20 protein-coding genes and 1 other RNA gene are annotated in these 20,630 nt (G+C 56.1%); 5 read left to right on the top strand and 16 right to left on the bottom strand.

Translation table 11 applies throughout. The features are described from left to right. Positions 1-48 precede the first annotated feature (48 nt). From QY332_15045 to coaE, 15 genes are all read right to left on the bottom strand, one after another. Positions 49-2,625 (bottom strand): penicillin acylase family protein, encoded by a 2,577-nt coding sequence (locus QY332_15045; GenBank protein ID WKZ34932.1) that lies wholly within the window; start codon positions 2,623-2,625, stop codon positions 49-51. A gap of 91 nt (positions 2,626-2,716) precedes the next feature. Further along, on the bottom strand, positions 2,717-5,239 hold the full coding sequence (locus QY332_15040) for a hypothetical protein (GenBank protein WKZ34931.1): 2,523 nt from the start codon (positions 5,237-5,239) through the stop codon (positions 2,717-2,719). 39 nt (positions 5,240-5,278) lie between these two features. Continuing rightward, on the bottom strand, positions 5,279-6,232 hold the full coding sequence (gene tatC / locus QY332_15035; GenBank protein WKZ34930.1) for a twin-arginine translocase subunit TatC: 954 nt from the start codon (positions 6,230-6,232) through the stop codon (positions 5,279-5,281). Continuing rightward, entirely contained in the window at positions 6,225-6,689 is a 465-nt protein-coding gene (locus tag QY332_15030; GenBank protein WKZ34929.1) for a hypothetical protein, read from the bottom strand. The genes tatC and QY332_15030 overlap by 8 nt, the downstream gene beginning before the upstream one ends. A 3-nt stretch (positions 6,690-6,692) precedes the next feature. Further along, positions 6,693-7,151 (bottom strand): transcription antitermination factor NusB, encoded by a 459-nt coding sequence (nusB, locus tag QY332_15025; protein ID WKZ34928.1) that lies wholly within the window; start codon positions 7,149-7,151, stop codon positions 6,693-6,695. 4 nt (positions 7,152-7,155) lie between these two features. Then, positions 7,156-7,500, bottom strand: coding sequence for an Asp23/Gls24 family envelope stress response protein (locus tag QY332_15020; GenBank protein ID WKZ34927.1), 345 nt, complete (start codon positions 7,498-7,500; stop codon positions 7,156-7,158). 11 nt (positions 7,501-7,511) lie between these two features. Beyond that, positions 7,512-8,270 (bottom strand): 3-oxoacyl-[acyl-carrier-protein] reductase, encoded by a 759-nt coding sequence (gene fabG / locus QY332_15015; GenBank protein ID WKZ34926.1) that lies wholly within the window; start codon positions 8,268-8,270, stop codon positions 7,512-7,514. Between the two features lie 273 nt (positions 8,271-8,543). Further along, positions 8,544-9,032 carry an NUDIX hydrolase gene (locus QY332_15010; protein ID WKZ34925.1) on the bottom strand — a complete coding sequence of 163 codons (489 nt, stop codon included), beginning with the start codon at positions 9,030-9,032 and terminating at the stop codon, positions 8,544-8,546. 9 nt (positions 9,033-9,041) lie between these two features. Continuing rightward, positions 9,042-9,725: a hypothetical protein gene (locus tag QY332_15005; GenBank protein ID WKZ34924.1), complete on the bottom strand. Its 684-nt coding sequence runs from the start codon at positions 9,723-9,725 to the stop codon at positions 9,042-9,044. Next, positions 9,722-10,330 (bottom strand): sigma-70 family RNA polymerase sigma factor, encoded by a 609-nt coding sequence (locus tag QY332_15000; GenBank protein ID WKZ34923.1) that lies wholly within the window; start codon positions 10,328-10,330, stop codon positions 9,722-9,724. Before QY332_15000 ends, QY332_15005 begins: the two co-directional genes overlap by 4 nt. A 31-nt stretch (positions 10,331-10,361) precedes the next feature. Next, positions 10,362-10,760 carry a DUF3054 domain-containing protein gene (locus QY332_14995; protein ID WKZ34922.1) on the bottom strand — a complete coding sequence of 133 codons (399 nt, stop codon included), beginning with the start codon at positions 10,758-10,760 and terminating at the stop codon, positions 10,362-10,364. An 83-nt stretch (positions 10,761-10,843) separates the two neighbouring features. Beyond that, positions 10,844-12,208, bottom strand: coding sequence for a ribosome biogenesis GTPase Der (der, locus tag QY332_14990; GenBank protein WKZ34921.1), 1,365 nt, complete (start codon positions 12,206-12,208; stop codon positions 10,844-10,846). Between the two features lie 38 nt (positions 12,209-12,246). Beyond that, on the bottom strand, positions 12,247-13,494 hold the full coding sequence (locus QY332_14985; GenBank protein ID WKZ34920.1) for a CdaR family protein: 1,248 nt from the start codon (positions 13,492-13,494) through the stop codon (positions 12,247-12,249). After that, the gene (cdaA, locus tag QY332_14980; protein WKZ34919.1) at positions 13,494-14,366 is read right to left on the bottom strand and encodes a diadenylate cyclase CdaA; all 873 of its coding nucleotides are present in this window, start codon (positions 14,364-14,366) and stop codon (positions 13,494-13,496) included. The genes QY332_14985 and cdaA overlap by 1 nt, the downstream gene beginning before the upstream one ends. A gap of 126 nt (positions 14,367-14,492) precedes the next feature. After that, entirely contained in the window at positions 14,493-15,635 is a 1,143-nt protein-coding gene (gene coaE / locus QY332_14975) for a dephospho-CoA kinase (protein WKZ34918.1), read from the bottom strand. 120 nt (positions 15,636-15,755) lie between these two features. On the opposite strand from coaE, the gene rnpB reads away from it, so the two are divergent. From rnpB to QY332_14950, 5 genes are all read left to right on the top strand, one after another. Then, an RNA gene (rnpB, locus tag QY332_14970) (RNase P RNA component class A) lies at positions 15,756-16,195 on the top strand. 92 nt (positions 16,196-16,287) lie between these two features. Further along, positions 16,288-16,605, top strand: coding sequence for a hydrogenase maturation nickel metallochaperone HypA (locus tag QY332_14965; protein WKZ34917.1), 318 nt, complete (start codon positions 16,288-16,290; stop codon positions 16,603-16,605). Beyond that, a complete protein-coding gene (locus tag QY332_14960) occupies positions 16,592-17,602 on the top strand; it encodes a hypothetical protein (GenBank protein WKZ34916.1) in 1,011 nt (336 codons plus the stop codon). The genes QY332_14965 and QY332_14960 overlap by 14 nt, the downstream gene beginning before the upstream one ends. Positions 17,603-17,655: 53 nt before the next feature. Next, on the top strand, positions 17,656-18,480 hold the full coding sequence (locus tag QY332_14955; protein WKZ34915.1) for an SDR family oxidoreductase: 825 nt from the start codon (positions 17,656-17,658) through the stop codon (positions 18,478-18,480). 27 nt (positions 18,481-18,507) lie between these two features. Continuing rightward, entirely contained in the window at positions 18,508-18,852 is a 345-nt protein-coding gene (locus tag QY332_14950) for a rhodanese-like domain-containing protein (protein WKZ34914.1), read from the top strand. Positions 18,853-18,854: 2 nt separating this feature from the next. On the opposite strand, the gene recJ is transcribed toward QY332_14950, so the two are convergent. Beyond that, positions 18,855-20,606, bottom strand: coding sequence for a single-stranded-DNA-specific exonuclease RecJ (gene recJ / locus QY332_14945; protein WKZ34913.1), 1,752 nt, complete (start codon positions 20,604-20,606; stop codon positions 18,855-18,857). Positions 20,607-20,630 lie beyond the last annotated feature (24 nt).

Genomic DNA, 20,630 nt, shown 5'->3' with positions numbered 1-20,630 from the left:
CTTATGTAAAAAAACAGGCTGCCACGTCAAAAGTGACAGCCTGTTTTTTTACGGTATCAACCTCAAATGCCCTTCCGCATGATCGACGACGGAATCCAGCTCCCACCACATGGGGTAATACTCCACATTTGCCCAGAGCGGAGTCATGTCAATATAATGGGGGTGGTAGGCATGACCCGACTGCCCCGTGGTGTGGACGCTGAGCGAGTTGTTCAAATCACTGAAATCCACGATCATGCGCATGGATGGCAGCCAGTCAGTCTCGTAGCCGTCCTGGACTGACCAGCCTGTGGCATTGACCAGCGCATCCCCGCCGCCCGTGGGGAACGGTCCGCGGTTGAACAGGTCCTCGATCAGGAAGATCCCCGATTCCCCCAGGGTGCCGTTGCGGAAGGTGGCGGCATGCAGGTCCCCCCATTGCCATTGCGTGACGTCTTTTCCAAGCAGATGTTCGAGTTCGGCAACGCCCTGCTCGAATGACAGTTTTATGATGTCGTTCATGGTTTCAACAACAGCGCTTGTGGACACGTCATCCCAAAACGGGTCGTGCGGGTCATGTGCCATTTTGCGCATGATCTCGTTCCAGCGCGAGCCGCCGTCCACCTGATAGCGCTCGGGCAGTTCGTCGTTGAAGGTGTTTTGCAGGAGGTGCCGCCAGAACGCGTTGAAAACCGCGGCGGAGGTCGAATCGATGCGATTCTGATAGTCCCAACCCCTTAATGCATCAAGGGCAATGGCTTCATTGGGTTTCGCAAACCTAAATTCGCCTTGCAGCAGGACGGGCACAAACATCTCTGCGTTCACATCGTGTGCATCCGCGTGCATGTGCTGGATGAAGGGCATATCGATTTTGCCGGGCGCGTTTTCGATCATGTCCACAATGCGGCTGGCGCGGAAACCATAATCCCAATCTGCGGTGATGAGATATGGATAGTCATCGGGGGGAATCTGGTTATTCGCGGTGACAATGTATCCTTCGACGGGATTGAACGTATGGGGCAGTTCATCGAATGGAATGTATCCCGTCCACTCGAAATCATCCGTCCAGCCGGGCACAGGCAGCGTGCCATCGCCATTTTTGCGAATGGGAATCATCCCGGGCATTTGATAACCGATGTTCCCATCCACATCTGCATACAGCAGATTTTGGGCCGGTACATGGAAGGCGCGCGCGGCTTCGCGGAACTCCTCCCAGTTCTGCGCTTTGTTAAATCCCCAGATCGCTTCGAAAGGCGTGGATGGCGTCAGCGCCGTCCACGCCAGCGCGATGACATAATTTTCCGGCAGGTCAACACCTGCGCGGTCCCTGAAGGCCTCAAACTCCTCATCCTTTGGGCTGCCCTGATCCTTGAGCGGGCCATAGGCATCCGAGATGACCGGCCCGTGACGGGTGCTGCGGACGGTGGTCGTGACCGCTTCACCGCCCACGACCTGAATGGTTTCCTCCCGAATTTCAAAGTCCACCCATTGGCCGTTTGCCTCGTACTGGTCCGGGTTCTCAGGGTTCACCTTTTCGATAAAGAGATCCATGACATCCGGACCTGTGTTCGTGAATCCCCAGGCGATCCTGTCGTTGTGACCGATAATGAGGCCGGGCACACCGGCGAAGGAAAAGCCTGTCACTTCGAATGGGCATGCCGCTGTTTTCTCCATACAATGCAAGCCGATCTGGTACCAGATGGACGGCATTTGGATGCCAAGGTGCGGATCGTTGGCAAGGTAGGGCATGCCGGTGTCGGTAAAGGTGCCGGAGACTGCCCAGGAGTTGGAACCAATTCCATCGCTCCAGGCGCCCAGCACAGGGTCCAGCAGGGAGGCGTTATAGGCAAGAGCCTCCAGCGGCAGGGATGTGTAGTCAAAGTTTGGAGATTGGCCGTCTTGTTGAACGTTCGTTGACTGTACGTCCACAAGCGTGTTGACGATCACGGGATGGTCATCGGGATACGAGGGATAAAGCTGCGCCACTTGCTCGGGTGTTAACGTGTTGAGCAATACGGCGCGTTCGATCTCGGCGCCCATGTTGCCGCGCAGGTCCCACGCCATGGCCTTGCCCCAGGTCAGTGAGTGGATGGGAGTCCAGGCTTCGAGTTCGTAGTCCGGGCTGAGCAGGCCGAGGATGGCATACTCGAGACTTAACGCAGTGCCTTTATGATCTTTAAGATAGGCATTTACGCCGTCTGCATAGGCTTGCAGGATGGCTCTCGATTGCGGGCTGAGTCCCTCCCATTCCGCCTCGGCGATTTGCCTCCAGCCAAGCGTGCGCAGGAAGGAATCGGTTTCCACCTGCCCGCTGCCGAACATTTTGGAGAGCTCGCCTGACCCGATGTGCCGCCAGGTATCCATTTGCCAGAAACGCTCCTGGGCATGGACATATCCCTGTGCAAAGAACAAATCATGCGAAGTGGAAGCATGGATGTGCGGGATGCCCATTTGGTCGCGGTAGATGTCCACGGGTCCGTCCAGTCCGTCCAGTTTGACCTCGCCGTCAATTTGCGGAAAGGACTGCCCTGCCACCTTGTTTGGCAGGTGGCTCTTGAAATAATACGCTCCTCCCGCAGCGGCGATGAGAATAAGAATCAGTCCCCCAACCAGAATCCGTACGATTAACCTGCCTGCTTTTTTCATATTTCCTCCGGCGTGAAAATAATTGATCCGCGGAAGCCGCGGGGAATATCCCCTGTTGCTCCACGGATCTTTGATTGATTTACTGCAGGTATTATTGGATCCTGCCCAGCAGTCTTGGATACCAATACCACAGGATGTCTGCGGCAGGTTTGCTATGGGTGGATGTGGATTTGTCCTGCAATGCCACCGGCATGTAGTAGCCGCGGCTGATGAAGCCGGAAATCCACTGACGCGCATTGACTGCGCTGAGCAGGGCTTCGTAAATATCCGCCTGGGTTTGCAGGTTCAAACTCACCGAACTGATATCTGCATTGGGTCTGGATAAGGCGGCCAGGTCGAAACAACCGCCTGCGCCATTTGCGATGCATCCGCCGGCCGCGCCCTCGGCGGAGGGATATGCCACCGCAAGAATGAGCGGCTTGTTCAACAGGGATACAAGCGGCGCAATTTCATTGTCCAGCAGGCGCCCGGCTTCGTTTGCGTAGTCTGTTTTTGTGGCGCCCTGGCTGGTGGACAGCGGAGCTGACCATAACAGATAAATTCCATCCACATCCTGGAGGAAGTTCAACGGTGTCTCGAGGCTGGATTGGGTGAAAGGCATTGCCCAGAATACCTGTCCCTTGAAATGGGCGCGCACGTCCGCAATGATGGCTCTCCACTGCGCTTCCACATCGGCTGGTGTATTGGACGGATTCCCGTCTGGAAGCCTCCCGCCGGGCAGGGCGGGCGTGATCCAATCGCCGCCGAGGAGGATGGATTGCGCGCCTGTTTGCGCGGCAAGGTCGGCATAGTTGACAGCGAAGGCCCGGTAGCGGGTAAACCACGCCTGCCACCACTGTGCGTCCCGCGGGGCACTCAGCCAAAACGTGGTAGCGGGCGGGATTGAACCATCTGATGAGGTCTGGAAATTGGGGGTCGGGAAGAGCGCGACGTTCAGTCCCAGGGCGCGGGCTTGTGAGACCATGATGGCCGTATCGATCCAGAGCGGGTCTTGACCGGGCACAGTTTCAAATCGCAGGGGCGAGACGTTCGTGTAGGTCCAGCCGGGGGTCAGGACTGCCATGTTGGATCCAATGGCTTGTGTGTTCGCAAATGCCTGCGGTGCATAATAAGACCAGTTTGGACGGTAGCCGGGCTGGTATTCGACGCCTGCCACGAAACTGCTTGTGCGCGGCGTAATGACTGCCCCGACCAGCGTGACCGGTTCCGGATTTTCATACCATTTCCATACGCCTATGGTATCGCGGATATCCTGTCCGAGCACGCTGGTGGAAATCTGCCGTCCGTTCGGGGATGAGCCGGCGGTTTGACCGTCGTCGGCGCTTCCACACTGCCCGTTGCGGCAATAACGGTATGAAAAAGAGCCCAGGAAATTAAGCGGTCCGTAAAGTTTATATGCCCAGCGGTTGTTGCCGAGCGGCCACATCGGAATGGGTTCCATCCAGCCAAAGGTGTTGAACTGGATGTAGATAAGGTCGCCGGGCGGTGTGACGGACGGCACGCTCACTTCAAAAAGAATCGGTGCGGACTCGCCGGCGGACCAGGAGACGATCGTATCTTGAATCGTAATATCCTGGTCCGGGACGATGAGTTCGCGTATCTTCCATTGACCGTCCGCCTTGTGTTCGGCATTCCAAAACCCATCCCCCAAGGTGTATTTGTATTGAATATATGCGCCGGCCGGCAGGCCAAGCGTGATGAGGTATCGCCCATCCGCCTGCAGATTCATGATCGGCATTCGGTCGGTATTGGTACTGACCCCGCCAAGCAGGTCTGCAAAGGTGTTGCCGAGCTGCAGGATGTTGCCGGCGATACGCACCGGCACGCCCGGGACTGTGGATGCCGGAACCGAAACAATGAAGGTTACGCTGACAAGCTTTGACGGCTTGACTCGCAGGTCAACGATGGTTGTCCGGCCCTCCGCCACGGTTGCGCCTTGTTGGAAGGGGGCATACATTCCATCCATGCTGTACGCCAGCAGGTTTTGCGTGCCGCTCGGCAGGCCGCCCAGTTCAAAACGTCCGAGCGAATCGGTAATATGCTGGAGTCCCCCGGCAGTAACCAGAATATTCGGCAGGGGGGCGCCTGTGTCGGCATTGAATACCTGCCCAAGGATCGTCCCAGCCGGGCGGGTGTGGGACCTGTCGCTCCAGTCCGCCACAATATCCTGCACCTCACCCGGTCCCGCCACAAAATGCATCCGATAGCGGATGGCCGTATCGAGACTGGTATCCTCGACCACCTGGGTTGTACCACGCCGAATATAGCGGTACTTGACCACGGAGTTAAAGGGCAGCGGGAGCGTGGCAGTGTATGTCAGTGTATCGCGCGCGCTCATTGGGAATTGCGTGGCGTTCAGGGAAAGCCCGGTCACTTCATCCATGACCGCGATGGCCAGTGTCTCGTTTGCCTGCAGAGGCTCGGGCAGTGTCACAATGAACATGGTCTGCGCCACAGGCTGTGGCGTGGCTTCCGGAGGCGCCTCTTCTGTTGTTTGCATGGGGTTGCCTGCCTCGAGCGGGTTTGGAAACAATGAAAGCGTACAAGCCTGCCCGGCAAGGACAAGCACGAACGCCGCTGTAATCAAGCGGGATGATGATGACTGCCTCTTCATTCCTTCTCCTCGAATCTGAACACCGATTCGCACGGCACCCTAGCCTGTTCCCTCGTTGGCGGCATCGGCCTGCGCCTCGGCATCCCTCTGTTTTCGCCCGGCTTGGGCGATATAACCCAGGCCGATGCTGATAAAGTATAACAAAATCATGGGAATCATCACCAGCCCCATGTTGATCGGGTCGATCGTTGGGGTGATGGCGGCGGCAATAATGGAAATAATTACGATAGCCAGCCTCCATTGTTGAGCCAGCACGGCGGGCTTTACCAATCCCATGAACGACAACACGTATATCACAAGCGGAAATTCAAAGAAGATGCCGATCCAAAACATCAAGCCTGTTACAAAGCTGAAATATTCACGTGCCGCCCAAAACTCCGAGATTTTCGTGAAGCCTCCAAGAAAAGGAAGCGCGGCGGGAAGCAGGACAAAAAAGGTAAACGCCATGCCGGTCAGGAAGAGCAGGCTGGCAAAGGGTATGCCCGCCAGCCCCATCTTCTTTTCACGCGGTTTCAAGCCCGGCGCGGCAAACAGCCAGATTTCAAAGGCAATGTAGGGAAATGCCACGGCAATCCCGACGGACATTGAGACGCGCATAAAAACGCCGATCTCCTCTGTCACCTGAATGGCCTGCAAATTTTCCAAGCCTCCGATCGGCGCGGAGAGGTATTCCATGATGTCCTGTGCCACCCAGAAGGCGGCGATCACGACACCCGCCAGCACAATGACCGAACGCAGGAGATGCCCGCGCAGGGCCTCCACCTGGTCCCACAACAGCTGGCGTGTGTCTGCTTTCGTCACAAGGTCGGCAAATACATCTGCGATGGGGCGTTCTTCCGGCTCGGTATGTAGGAATTTGTGGAATTGATATATTTTCCGAAATGGGAAGGCAAGTACATTGAAGACCAGGCGGAATGGAAATGTAATCACCTTGAAAAGAAAACGGAAAACGGAAATAATTCCCCGCCGCAAGGCTGAAAAAAAGTTACGCATCTTTTTGCCGGCTGCTTTCAGATTCGTTTTCTTCTGTGCCGGACGATGTGTTTTTATTTTTGGACCCTGCCGCTGCGGAGTCGCCGGGGGAAGGCTGGGAGCGTGGGGGCAGGGTTGGCGTATTGACCCTCTGCGGGCTGCCGTCCTGAACCGGCGGGTTGGCCGTCCGCCCCTTGCCGACAGTGTCGAAATCATGCCTGGGCAGGTTGGCGGTGTCCTTCAAGCCGCTCCCGATCTGGTTCAATTCTTCGTTCGCCTCGCGCATCAACTTGTTCGGCAATGTCCGTAATTCACGGGACGTCTGCTGGAATACCTTCCATCCGTCGGATGTGATAATACCCCGAAGCCACTTGCCAAGGGTCATGCCCGCCTTCTGCATGTCTTTGGGGCCGAGCAAGAGCAGCGCGATGATGATGATGAAAATAAGTTCGTTAATGCCAATGCCAAGGATTTCCATGAATTATGATTCCAGTTTTGCTTCCTGTGCAATTCTATTCTTTATGATCTGGTGGATCTCGTTCTCGTGTTCTGCGAGGGTTCCGAGCACTCCGTTGACAAACCGCGGCGCGGAATCCGAGCCAAAAAGTTTTGCCAGCTCCACGGCTTCGTTGATGGCAACCTTGACCGGTGTTTCGCGTGAGACGGCAAACTCCCAAAACGCAATCCGCAGAATATTGCGGTCTATTGCGGCGATCTGATCGAGGGGCCATTCGGGCGCATATTTTGCTATGAGTTGATCGAGGTCCTTTGTAAGGGGGAGCACGCCAAAGACGATCTTTCCTGCAAATTCAGCGAGGTCATCGGCCAGCAAGGTATCCTCCAGGCGGGTCTTCAACACATCGCCTGGAAGATGGTTGGCAATATCCGTTTCGTACAATACTTGCAGAGCAATGGAGCGCGCTCTGGTGCGGGGTTTCATAAGGTCATGCCTCGTTGTCCTCGTAATCAATGTCTTCGATGTGGATGTTCACGCAGCCGACCTCCATGCCGACCATTTCCTGAATGGCACGGGCCACGTTTTGCTGCACGTTGCGGCTGACCTCGCGTATGTTGATGTTTTCCTGGAGGATAAGATACAGGTCCGCGTAGACGGTATTCTCCTCCGCTTCAATACGGACCCCGTCGCCTGTTCCTCGTCTAAAGAAACGGTTCACCCCGCCTGAGACAGGCGCGAACCTGCTCACGCCCGGCACGCCAAGGGCGGCAAGGCGTGCAATGGTGGTCAATACCTCGGGGGAAACGGTGGTTTTACCTTGTGCGTTTTCCATGGATTATCTCCTTACATCATGGCCATGCCGCCGTCCACGCCGATGATTTGACCGGTGATATACGCGGCCCCATCGGAGGCGAGAAATGCGGCGGTGAAAGCGATCTCTTCGGGTGTGCCGAGGCGTCCAAGCGGAACCATCTTGAGCGCAGCTTCGAGCATTTCAGGATTCATGGCGTTCAGAATTTCCGTATCCACAAAGCCCGGTGCGATCGCATTGACGGTGATATTGCGCCCCGCAATTTCCCGCGCGAGGGCTTTGGTGAAGGCGATCTGTCCGCCTTTGGATGCGGAGTAGTTCGTCTGCCCGGGATTGCCCATCTGCCCGGCGACGGAGGCCATGTTGATGATGCGTCCGGTTCGTTTTCGCATCATATGCTTGACAGCGGCCTTCGAGCAGTTGAAAGTGCTTTTTAGATTTGTGTTGATGACGGCATCCCAATCCGATTCGGGCATCATCATAATCAGCTGGTCGCGGGTGATGCCGGCGTTGTTGACGAGGATGCCCAGGTCGCCAAACGCATCAATCGTGAACCTGACCAGCGCCTCGCCCTGTTTAAAATCCGATACATCGGCTTGATGCGCGGCGGCTTTTCCGCCTGCATCCTTTATCTGTTGCACAACCTCCTCGGCGGATTCGGGTGATTTGTTGTAGTTCACAACCACTGCGGCGCCGCGGGATGCGAATTCCAGGGCAATGGCGCGGCCAATTCCGCGTGACCCGCCGGTGACAAGCGCAACCTTGTTCTCCAAAGTTATTTTGAACGACATGATATAAAATCTCCTGTCATGAAATTATACATCACATCATGTGCGGACGCCGCCGACACACATTGGCTGGAACCTCCACAGTCATTTCCGAGCCGTATTTGGATCTGAGTGCGGCTTGGCCTGATGGCAATTCGGTGGAGGCCCAGCTTGAGTTGGCATGATTCTGGCCGGGTACAGGGTAGCCGGTTCGTTTTTATTACCTGGTGCCCGGCGGATTTTCCCTTAAATAGTTCACCACTGAAAAGGGCCTCGGAGGAAACTCCGAAGCCCTTTTTATTTCAGCAAAACTTTTTGGGTTGCCTTGAAAGCCAGGGGCGGCAGGTTATTCCTCTCAAACCATTCGACTGCATCGGCATCGTCAGCCGGGAACAGGTCTCCGCTGACCACCTCCGCCAGATAGACGATGATAAAGTCTGCACCGCGCTCATGCTCGCGCCCGGAGATGATATCCAGCACGCGCATCACATGCACACTCAAACCTGTTTCCTCCAAACATTCACGTTCCGCCGCCTCGGCCGGGTCTTCTCCACTGTTGACGAAGCCGGCCGGCAGTGTCCACATTCCGCGAAACGGCTCATTGACCCGCCGCACAAGAAGCACGCGGCCATCCCGTTCGATCAGGACAGCCGCCGCCACCTTTGGGTCTTGAAAATGGATCCACCTGCACTGCGGGCAGACGGGACGCACCTTCCCGAACTTTTCCTCATGCGTAACCTGCGTCCCGCAGCGCGGACAGAACTTCACAGAATGATCATGTGCCATTTCGGGGGATCATCGCCATTTGCGCGCAGCGGATTGACGCATGAACCACATCCAGGCCCCGCTCAGGATGCCGACGATCAGGAACCCGATCTGCCATGCGATTGGAAAAGGCGCCTCCCTGCGGACTTGAGGTTGATCCTGTAATTCTGTTTCAGATCCCGCCTCCTTGGGCGCCAGCATGGTGTCCGGGGAGGGTTCGCCCTCACGGGCCGTATCTTCCTGCGCAGCCTGCGGAGCCATTTCCGATGACGGCGCTTCGGCTGCAGATTCTTCAGCAGCAGGTCCACCACTGCCGCACGGTTCTTCACATCCGCCGCCAATCCCCGGGCCTCCTCCGCCAAAGCCGTATGCGCCATACACGGGAGCCTCAAAACTGATATAAGGCGACATTGCATTCACTGTCAGCGAAAGCGTCAGCAGGAGGGTTGCAAAGACAGTGGCAAACCTGAAAACAGGATAGGTCCTCGGCAGGGGCGGCTTCTGTCCGACCATCCTGCGGGTCAATGTGAAATTGCGCGGCGCTCTGCGGGATGGGAGCTTGCGGAGAATGCCACGGGCGGCGCGCAGGTCATTTAAAACAGAAGCAAGCTCAGGGTCCGAATGGAGGCGGGATTCGATTTGTGCCAATTCAGATGTATTGAGCTGTCCATCTACATATGCGGAAAGATGTTCGATCTCACGGAAATTTTTCATGGGGTACTTTCCCCTTCTAGACGAAATGAAGCGGGTAAAAGTTCCTCGAAGGAGCGCAAACACTCACGTAATCTTAAACGGGCGCGCGCAAGACGACTCTTTATGGTTCCCAGCGGAACGCGGGATGTGGCGGCGACTTCGCTGTAATCCATGCCTTGAATATCGGCGAGCACGACGACCGTGCGAAAGTCTGTGGGAAGCGCATCGAGGCAGTGCTGGATGGCATGCTCAAGTTCATCGGCTTCGGCTTTTTTATCGGGAGTCATGCTGGAATCCGCCAGCCACTTGGGCGAATCCATTTCCTCCCCGTCGCTGGTTTCAGGTTCGAGCGGCGTGGTGGGACGGCGTTTCTGGCGGCGGAGTTCATCGTAGCATGCGTTTGTCACGGTGCGCATGAGCCACGCTTTGAAACTGCCGCCGCGAAAGGATGAGATGCTGCGGAAGGCGGAGATGAACGCTTCCTGAGACGCATCCTGTGCGGCATCCTCATCCCCCAGGATGCGCAAGGCCGTGTTGAAGACCATATCCTGATAATGCAGGATCAAGGTATTGAAGGCCTCCAGATCGCCGTTTTGCGCGGATTGAATGAGGGCGTTTTCGTCCATGGGTATATTTTACCGCCTTATTTGAACGGGCTTATTTTGAACCGCGCCTTGCAATGGAAATATACATCCATCTCCAAACCAGCATTCCCAGGGCATTGCTGCCACCGAGAATTAACGCGAAGAGTGGAATGGCAAGACTCTCCAGCAATGCAGAGCGCAGAAGGGTCGCCAGTGGAGCGGCAAAGAGCATGGCGGGCGGAATGCGCCAAAGCAGTTTTGAGTTCGTGATGATCTGTTCATCGAACAGCCCAAACCAGGGAGCGATCATGAACCACGAAACCAGCACCGGGAAAAATACCGCTCCCATGCGCGGGAGGTAGGATGCATTCATTTCAGCATGTGTGGCAAACCCGATGACGGTGAGGATGGCCATGGCGAGCACGTCGCCGAGCAGGAGGGGAAGGTTCTTGTTCATAAACTTATTTGTCATGACATGCCTGCAAAGTGACAACAACCCCTTAATTGGCGGGCAGATTGATTCGTCGCCGCTACCGCAACTCCTCGCAAGGACATCTATTCCCGTCTGCCCTTTGTCACAATGCGGATGGGGGTCCCCAAAAATCCGTATTCCTTGCGGATCTGGTTTTCGAGATAGCGCAAATACGTGAAGTGCATTAACTTCGGTTCATTGACATAGATCATGAAGGTCGGCGGGTCGCTGCGGACCTGTGTGCCGTAATACATTTTGAGCGCACGTCCTGCGTGGGTTGGGTGCGGATGCGCATCCTGTGCCTTGTGGATGATCTGATTGATGGTGGAGGTTGTCAGGCGCGCGAGACGTTCCTCCTGCACCCGCAACGCCATCGGCAGGACCTGTTCCACGCGCTGTCCCGTCTTGGCGGAGATATACAGGATCGGCACATAATCCATGAAGTTCAAATCCTGCAGAATCTTTGTGGTGTAGGTTTCCATGGTGGTGCTGTCTTTTTCGAGGGCATCCCATTTGTTCACCAGCACAACGCAGGATTTCCACTCTTCGAGGACGAAGCCCGCAATGTGAGCGTCCTGTGCCGTGATGCCTGTGGTTGCATCGATCATCAGCAGGGCAACATCCGCCCGCTCGATGGATTTGAACGAACGCAACACGCTGTATTGTTCGACGCCGTGCTCGATCTTTCCGCGCCGGCGGATGCCCGCTGTGTCGATCAAGGTGATCTGCAGCCCCTCGAATTCCATTTTGGTGTCAATCGAGTCGCGGGTTGTGCCCGCAATCGGGCTGACGATGACCCGTTCCTCGCCGACCAGTTTGTTCAATAGGCTTGATTTTCCAGCATTCGGCTTGCCGACGATGGCAATCTTGATGCTGTCATCCTCCACTTCATCCTTTGGTACGGGCAGGGATTCCACAAGTGCGTCCAGCAGGTCGCCTGTGCTTGTGCCGTGGATGGCGGAGATGGGGTAGGGGTCGCCCAGACCGAGTTCGTAGAATTCAGCGGCCTGGTCACGCCTTTCGCGGGTTTCACATTTATTCACGACAACGAAGATCGGAGGCGAGAACCTGCCATCGGGCATTTTCTTTTGCGAGCGGCGCAGGATTTCCGCCACCTCACGGTCCGGCGCGGTGACGCCTGACTCGCCATCATTCACGAACAGGACGACATCCGCCTCTTCAATGGCGGCTTGCGCCTGTATGCGGATATCTTCGATAAACTCGGCGGAACCAATCGAGAGCGGAGTCCGACCGCCGTGCGACGGGTCAATGCCGCCGGTATCCACAATGCTGAATATGCGCCCATTCCACTCCGCCTCGCCAAACAAACGGTCGCGCGTGGTGCCGGGCACTTCATCCACAATCGCCAGTCGTTCACCCGCAAGCCGGTTGAAGAGCGTGGATTTGCCGACGTTCGGCCTGCCTACAAGTGCAACAATGGGTTTCATGTAATTTTATTTTTCCAACTTAATGAGCGTGATTTTTGTTACGGTCTCGGCGTGGGTGACGGTGTGCTGATGGGAGCGATAACCACCTCGATGGTATTCGGCAGGATCGATTCAACGACGATGTTCGCGATCAAAATCTCCACTTTGGGCGCAATTTGATACGTGCCGGCGGCAAGCCCGGTTAAATCCACGGTTGCGCGCACGCCCTGGCGCGTCAGGGTATCCAGCAGGGATAAAGGTCCGGAGAGGATCACGTCAACACTGGTTGGGGAGATTTGCGCGGTCAACCCATTTTCAAGTCCAATGATTTCCACTCTTTCCCCTGCGAGTGTAACACTACTTTCAATCGGCGAGACGCCGGCCTGCACCAGCACCGTCTGTTCGCCGATCACGGAGATGCCCTCCGGCAGATTGATCGTAAGGCGTGTGTTGATGTCATCCTGTGCATTTTGCAGGTCAAGCGGTTGTGTTTCCACAACGCCGGGCAGCCTGCTCACAAGCTGCGGGTCTGTCGAAAAGATCGTCACCACCGGCGGGAACACGGAAAGGTCCGTCAGGCGATACCCGCTTGCCACACGTCCAATGATCGTCACCTTCACGGCCACATCACGGTAGCCGCCCTGTTGGATGACCGGCAGAGTGACATGGATCGATTCAGGAGACACCGTGACCCTGTTCACCTTTTGACCCTTGTCGTCAAGGATTTCCACCGTCAGGGTCTGTTCGTAATTTTCGCGGATGCCGTTTAAGTCCACGGATATGCGCGCACGCATCACTTGCTGGACCTGGGACTGTGCGCCTGCCACCACAACTTCCATTGGCTCCATGCTTGCATCTCCCGCCTGATAACCGATGGCGGGCTCTCCGGCGACGCTCAAGTCCACGCTCAGGGTTTTCGTTGTGAGCGGCTCCAACAGAAAGGTGACTGTGCGGGGTGCAACAGAAATGATTTGTACCGGACGCACATCAATTTGTATCTGCAATTCAACGGAGTGTTCCCCTGAACTCATGCCTGAGAGGTCCAGGATGGCCCGCACAAGTTGAGGATCCGCCTCGATCATGTTCCAAACAGAGCGTGGTGCACGCAGGGTCACCTCCACTTCCTTTGGGACGCTGCTGTTCAGCACGAGATTGGGGGACTGCCCGATCACCTGTACGGGGACGGGTGATGGAAGCAGGCGTGTCTCATCCGGGTCTGCGGAGGTGACGGCGGAAATCCAAACGGCCATGGCAAGTGCGAATGCCCACAGGAAGGTACGGTAATTTTTTGAGATCCAGCGAAACATTATTTATCTTCTCTTCGATGAAACAAACCCGGTAAAAGTCTTTCAAGCAGGTTCGGTTTATATTCCCGGCCGTTTGGACGGAAGAATGCGATCAAAATATTTTCCAGGCGTTCAGGGTCCAGCCGGCGCAGCATTCTGCCGGCATGCGCAATGGAGATCGCGCCCGTCTCTTCTGAAACGACGATGGCAATGGCGTCGCTGGCTTCGGAGGTGCCCAGCGCGGCACGGTGGCGAAGTCCCATTTGACGCTCCGGGGTGCGGTTCAGAATTCCACTGGCAGAAAGCGGAAGCACGCAAGCCGCAGCAATGACCTTGGAGTTGTAGATAATTACGCCGCCGTCGTGCAGGGGCGTGTTCGGATAGAAGATTTGCAACAGCAGTTCGGGTGTCACTTTTGCTTCGATTTGAACGCCGCTCTGTGCGAACTCATCGAGGTTGTCCAGTCTCTGCATGATGATCAACGCACCGTGCTGGCGGGCGGATAACCTTGCCGTTGCACTAACCACGGCATGGATGGTCTGCTCGAGGCTGGCATCCGCTGATTGAACGGAAACAGGCCAGACGGTCCCGGCGCGACCGATGCGTTCCAGGGTCCGCCGAATCTCCGGGGCAAATATCACCGGCAGGGCCAGTAACAGGGCCGGCAGTGAGCTTTGTGCGAACCACGAAAAAGCGGGCAGTTCCACGAGGCTGGTGAGCAGGATGAGCGCCACGACCAGCAGGATCATTCCGCGCAGCAAGGCCATTGCCTGTGTGTCGCGAAGGGTGTAAAGCAATGCAAAGAAGATCAGCGTGACGAGCAGGATGTCAAAGATGCTCAGCCAGCTGATTCGTTGAAAAATGAAGAAGAGGTTGTTCAGGAATTCGGTCACGGTATAGGGTGGTGAGAGTCAGGGTGCGGCAATCCAGGATGGATGAATACCATGGCGTGCCGCATACATTACCAGCAGGAGGTGCGGCATTTTTTGTAACAGGTTGCAATCACCGGCTGCCAACCTCTAGATGGGGCGCAGGACGCGGTCCCTGCGCAATTGTTTGAAGAAGAGCGAACTTCCCGCGGTTGTGGATTCGCTTGCGGCATCCTGCCAGGCTTGCACACCGAGGGTCTCGGCTGTGCGTTTTTCGTAGCCAAGTCCCTTCCAGAGATCCTGTTGCATGGAAAGATCGTGCATGGCAAAGATAAGGGATGCTTCGCTTTGCAGTTCGCTCGAGGCGCTTTCCACTTCCTTGATCAGGGTCTGAAGCGCTTTTTGAACATCAAGGTTTTCATCGAGGAAGATGTCGGTTGTGCGCGTTACCAGGTTTTCCACCTGCCAGCCCGCCAGGCCGACGAGTTTTTGGTCCTGTTGAAGAATCATGTACGCCTTGTCGCCGAAATCCTCCATCACATCGTCTGCGGTGACCTTGCGTTTGCCTTTGCTCAGGCGTGTGATCAATTCAGCGATGGCTGCCGAATTTTTGGGCTTTCCGCGCTGGACCATGAATTCGCCGCTGGGGGGCAGCGGTTTCCTGGCAGCCGCGGGCTCCACACCGCTTGTGGCAGGGACAACCTCTTTCCAGGCTTCGTTGACCTGTTTCCACAGGTCATCATAGGAGCCGGTGTTGGTGATGACGATATTTGCCACCGCCACTTTCGCGCTTTGTGCCGACTGGATGCGGATTCGTTCCAGCGCCTGTTCGCGCTTCATCCCGCGCTTGCGGATCAGCCTTTCCAGCTGGACATCTTCCGGGGCATTTGTCACCCAGATGGAATCGCACACCATTCGCAGTTCACCCTCGAGCAGTTTTATCGCTTCGACCACGATCACCGGTTGGGATGCACGTTTTGCGAGGATTTCCGTCGCCTGACGCACCAGCGGGTGGACAATGGCTTCCAGTTGTTTCAGCGCTTCGGCGTCATTGAAGACGAGATTGCCAAGTTTACTGCGGTCGATCTCGCCGTCCTTGTTGACCAGCCATTTGCCAAAGCGGTCAATCACCTGTTGATAGCCCGGCGCGCCCCTGGCATAGGTTCGGTGTGTGAGTGCGTCCGCGTCAATGGTATATGCGCCCAAATGCTCCAGCATGCGGCGCACCACGCTCTTTCCGGTTGCGATGTTGCCAGTCAGACCAATTACAAACTTCCCGGGCCAGTTGCTCAAATGGATCCTCTTTAATGGTACCTGAATGTAAGCTGCTCCTCTATTTTAATGTCTTTTCTCGAAATGTCCACCTCTCAAGCGTTGACTCTCCCCTCGCCAGCGTGTATCATACATTTACCTCAGGCTGGTCGGGCAGTCGCGGTCCTGCGTTGACGGGATCGAGGAAAGTCCGCACTCCAAAGAGCACGGCGTCGGATAGCACCCGGGGCGGGGAAACCGCCGAGAGGCGTGAACCTGCCGGATAAAAGGGCCACAGAAAAAAGACAGCTCTCCACCCTGCGGGGTGAGAGTGATGGTGAAAAGGTGGTGTAAGAGACCACCGGCGCGCGCAGTAATGCGCGTGGCCAGGTAACCCCCGCCGGGAGCAAGGCCAAGCAGGGACGAAATCGTCTGTGGACGATGGGAGACAGCTCGTCTTCGCACGTGCCTTTCCCTCTTGTGGGAAGGGCCAGTCCCGGGTAGGCTGCATCGAGCGGCGCGGCGACGCACCGCCCAGAGAGATGACTGCACAAGCGGAGCGATCCGCCGGACAGAATGCGGCTTATAGACCAGCCTGAGGCATTTTTAAGGATTGGACAGATTATACGGACTGGACAGAACCCCATTGAGGGGCGGTGTGCGTTTATAGACCAGCCTGAGGCGTTTTACTGTTATGGATAGCAACCCGCGATTATCTTCCATTGTCAGCCTTCTGCTTCGGGAACCGTTGCCTGCGGACTCAGTTCAATTAGCAGTCGGCGAATTGAATGACCTTAACGAAGAACAGCTACGTGAACAGTGGGAAGAACTTGTGGCGCAAACATCGCTCGCGCAAACTACATTAAATATCCGCATGATTCCCGCCGAGCTGCAGTGCATGGCGTGCTTTCTGAAATATCATCCCCAAAGAAAGGAAACGGTCTGTCCGCAATGTAATAGCGTGGGCGCGAAGATTCTGGCTGGCGAGGAGTTTTACCTTGAATCTTTTTAAGAGGAAAATTGGACCCGTTCTGACTGGGTGGACAGTCATGGTCTTCCTGGCTGCCTGTAACCTGCCGGCCGGCGGATCCACTCCGCCCGAAGACCTGCTCGCCACGCTTGCGGCATCCACCCCGCTGCCAGTCGACTCTCCCCCTCAAGCGGCCATCCCGGTTTCCGCAGATGGTGAACCGTTCGGCAGGATCGCTTTTACCTGTCAGGTGTTCAAAGTCACCGCCTATAATCAGATTTGCATCATCAACGCGGATGGGACCGGCTTCCGCCGTCTGACCACCGATAACACCCGGCAGCATTACTATCCATCTGTCGCTCCCGATGGAAAGAGTGTCATCTATGCCGCCTTCCGCGAACCAAATATCTACGAGATTTACGAAATGGACATTGTCACAGGCAGTCTCACTCAATTGACCGACAGGCTTGGCAACGTCAACGGCCCTGAAATTTCCCCCGACGGCAAATCCATTGTTTTCAAACTATCCACGCCGACCTCAAATGAACTCTGGTTGATGGATCGCGATGGAAGCAACCAGCGCAGGATCCCGAACGCCTCAGGCTGGGACCCAACCTGGTCACCGCATGGAAATTATATTTTGTTTGCATCCGATGCCCAGGGCGGAGTACAGTTATACAGGATCAGGCCCAATGGCAGTGACCTGCAAAAGATCAGCAGCCTGCCCGCGATACGGGGAAGAAGCGACTGGTCGCCGGATGCACAGTTCATAGTCACGTATTCCGGTCAACCATGGAATCGGGATGTCTACATCATGAATGCGGACGGTTCGAACGCGCGCATGCTGTCGCCAACAGGCGGCAATTCGCAGGGACCGTCCATCTCGCCCGATGGTCAGTGGGTGGCGTTCACCTCCTACTTTGATAAATACGGTGATGACCACGGCTGCGAGATCTACGTCATGCGCGTGGACGGCACGGACGTGCGCCGCATCACGGACAACGATTATTGTGATTACCAGCCCCGCTGGGGACCATAATGACGTAGGGGCGCAGCGTCGCTGCGCCCCTACCGAAATCAAAGGAGAATGACATGGACATTAAAGGTAAGGTGGTCATCGTTACAGGCGCGTCATCAGGGATCGGCGAAGCCACCGCCCGCCAGTTCGGACGCCAGGGTGCGAAGGTGGTGCTGGCCGCCCGCCGTGTGGACAAGCTGCTGTCGCTTGCGCAGGAGATCGAGGCGATGGGTACAGGTGCGGATGCTTTTGTTGTGCAAGCCGATCTCTCTAGGCTGAATGATATCCAAAAGCTGGTCGCACAAACCTTGGAAAAGTTCGGACGGATCGATGTGCTGGTCAATAATGCCGGTTTTGGCCGCTTGGACTGGCTGGAAAATCTTGACCCCGTGAAGGATATTCAGGCGCAGATTGACGTGAACGTGATGGGCGTCATCCAGACCACGCGGCAGGTGCTGCCGCTCATGATGAAACAGCGCGCAGGCAGCATCATCAACATGTGTTCGATGGCGGGCCTGGTCGGCACGCCCACCTATACGATCTATGCCGCCTCCAAACACGCCGTGCATGGTTTCTCCGAGGCCCTGCGCCGTGAGGTCAAACCCTGGGGCATTGACGTTTCGCTCATCTACCCGGGCGGTGTTGTGACCGAATTCAGCCGGCACGCCGGCATCAAGCGCAAGACCAATGCCTCCACGCCCAAATTTATGCTATTGACTGCGGAGCAGGTCGGCGAGGCTGTGGTAAAACTGGTACGCCGCCCGAGGCGCATGTGGATCATTCCCTGGCTGTGGAGTGTAACTGCTTTCATGAATAAATTCATGCCCGCTTTTGTGGATTACACGACGATCACCCGTTTCACCATTCCCGAACGGGAAGATGAATTGAAGGTGAAATAAAAAATCAAAATTGGAGGGCTGATAAGAATGGGTTTCTTATCCAAATTGTTTGGGCCTTCGGTGCCGAACATCACGGCAACACAGCTGAGCGAAAAATTGAAATTCGGAAAACATCCGCTGGTATTGGATGTGCGCCAGCCCGATGAGTTCCGTCAGGGACACATCCACGGTGCAAAACTCTGTCCGCTCAATGAGTTATATAAGCGCATGGGGGAACTTCCCAGGGGACGCGAGATCGTCTGCATTTGTGCCACGGGCAGCCGCAGCCGTTCGGCAGCGAGGATTTTGGCAAGGGAGGGCTTTGGCGTTTTCAACATGCAGGGCGGCATGCTGGCGTGGAGGCGCGCAAAACTCCCTGTGCAAAAGGGATAGATTTACGCCGCTTTCAAATCCTTCAAATTCAATTGATAGCCCGCGCGTCCGTTGTATTCATTTACTTCATAGGTGAATACGATATCCACGCGCGGCGGCATGTTTTTGTTCCACCCGCCCAACCGAAAACCGATCGCATCGTGCGTAAATCTGTTTTCATCTTCGAGTGATAACTTTAAGTGCTTCCCGTCTGCGCCGACGGTGCGAGCGTTTTTGATTTTCACGTTGCGCGCCACAAAGCGGGCTTCCTGATTGCCATACCCCGTCGGCTCGAGATAGCGCAGACATTTTTCATACAGGTCCGGACGCACTTCCGTGAGGGATACTTCCGCATCCGCGGTGACCGTCGGCCTGAGATCTTCGCCGGACAGTTTTTCCGCGGCGATGGCTTTCAATCTGGCAACCAGGCCTGACAGATTCTCATTCTTCACCGTGAAGCCTGCCGCTGCGGCATGTCCCCCGTGGCGGACGAGCAGGTCCGCGCACTGATCGAGGGCATCCGTGATGTGGAATTCGGGAATGGAGCGGCACGAGCCGCGCGTCTCCTGCTCGCCTTTGGATGCGACGATGGCGGGGCGATAGAATTTTTCTGTCAAGCGTGAAGCGGCGAGACCGACCACGCCTGAATTGAATTCCCCATGCGCGGCAAAGAGCAGATAGGCATGCGGGTCTTCGCCCATCGCAATTTCCTCGGCACGCGTCTGCGTCTCGCGCGTGATGCGCTGCCGTTCGCGGTTTTGCATATCCAACTGCTGTGCCAGTTCACCGGCTTTGAAGACATCGGTCGTTGTCAATAGTTCAAAGGCCGCCAGCGCCTCCTTTAATCGTCCCGCAGCATTCAAGCGTGGACCGAGCAGGAAGCCGATGTGCCCGGCGTTCACTTTCGCGAGTGCCAGATCCGAGACCCCTGCCAGCGAGAACAATCCCTGCCGCGTGGTCTGCCGCATCTGCCGAAGGCCTCTGCGCACAAGCACGCGGTTTTCACCAACCAGCGGCGCAAGGTCGGCGACGGTTCCCAATGCGACCAGATCAAGAAGATTGTCAAGGAATTGATCGTTCAATCCGTCTTCGGCCTTTGATGCCCGGATAGAAAACAAGGCCTCCGCAATTTTGTACGCGATTCCCACGCCGGCCAGATCCTTATCCGGGTACACATCGCCATGTTGTTTGGGGTTGATGACAGCGAAGGCCGGCGGCAGGTTTTCAGCGTCAGGGTGATGGTGGTCGCTGATGATGAGGTCCATCCCGATGGTGCGCGCATGAAGCGCCTCGTTCGGCGAGCGGATGCCGCAGTCCACGGTGATGACCAGCTTGATGCCGTCCGCTTTAAGCTCATCCAGCGCGTTGTTGTTTAATCCATAACCTTCCTCAAAACGGTTCGGGATGTAACCGCGCACATCCGCATCCAGTTTTTGCAGAGTCTCCACGAGCAGCGCGGTGGCTGTGACCCCGTCCACATCGTAATCGCCGTAGATGGCGATGGGTTCGCTGTTCATGATGCCGGCCTGGATGCGCTCAACCGCCTCACGCATCCCCGTCATTTGAAACGGGTCGGTGTTGATGTTCGGTTTTGCATTGAGAAAGGCGCGCGCATCGGCCTCGTTGGCATAGCCGCGGTTGAAGAGGATCTGTCTCAAAACGGGCGGAAATTTCGACAGCTCGGCATCCGCTTCGGGCGTGATCTGAGGCGGGATGATCCAGCGTTTTTCCTTGGGCGGGTCGAATGTCATAACGAAAAGAGTATAAACGCTCAACCTGTCACATGGAAGGGTGTTGTA

Source organism: Anaerolineales bacterium, assembly GCA_030583885.1.
In the GTDB taxonomy this organism is placed as follows: Bacteria; Chloroflexota; Anaerolineae; order Anaerolineales; family Villigracilaceae; genus Villigracilis.
Note: the sequence above shows the minus strand (reverse complement) of the source record. Positions and strands in the feature narration are given on the sequence as shown.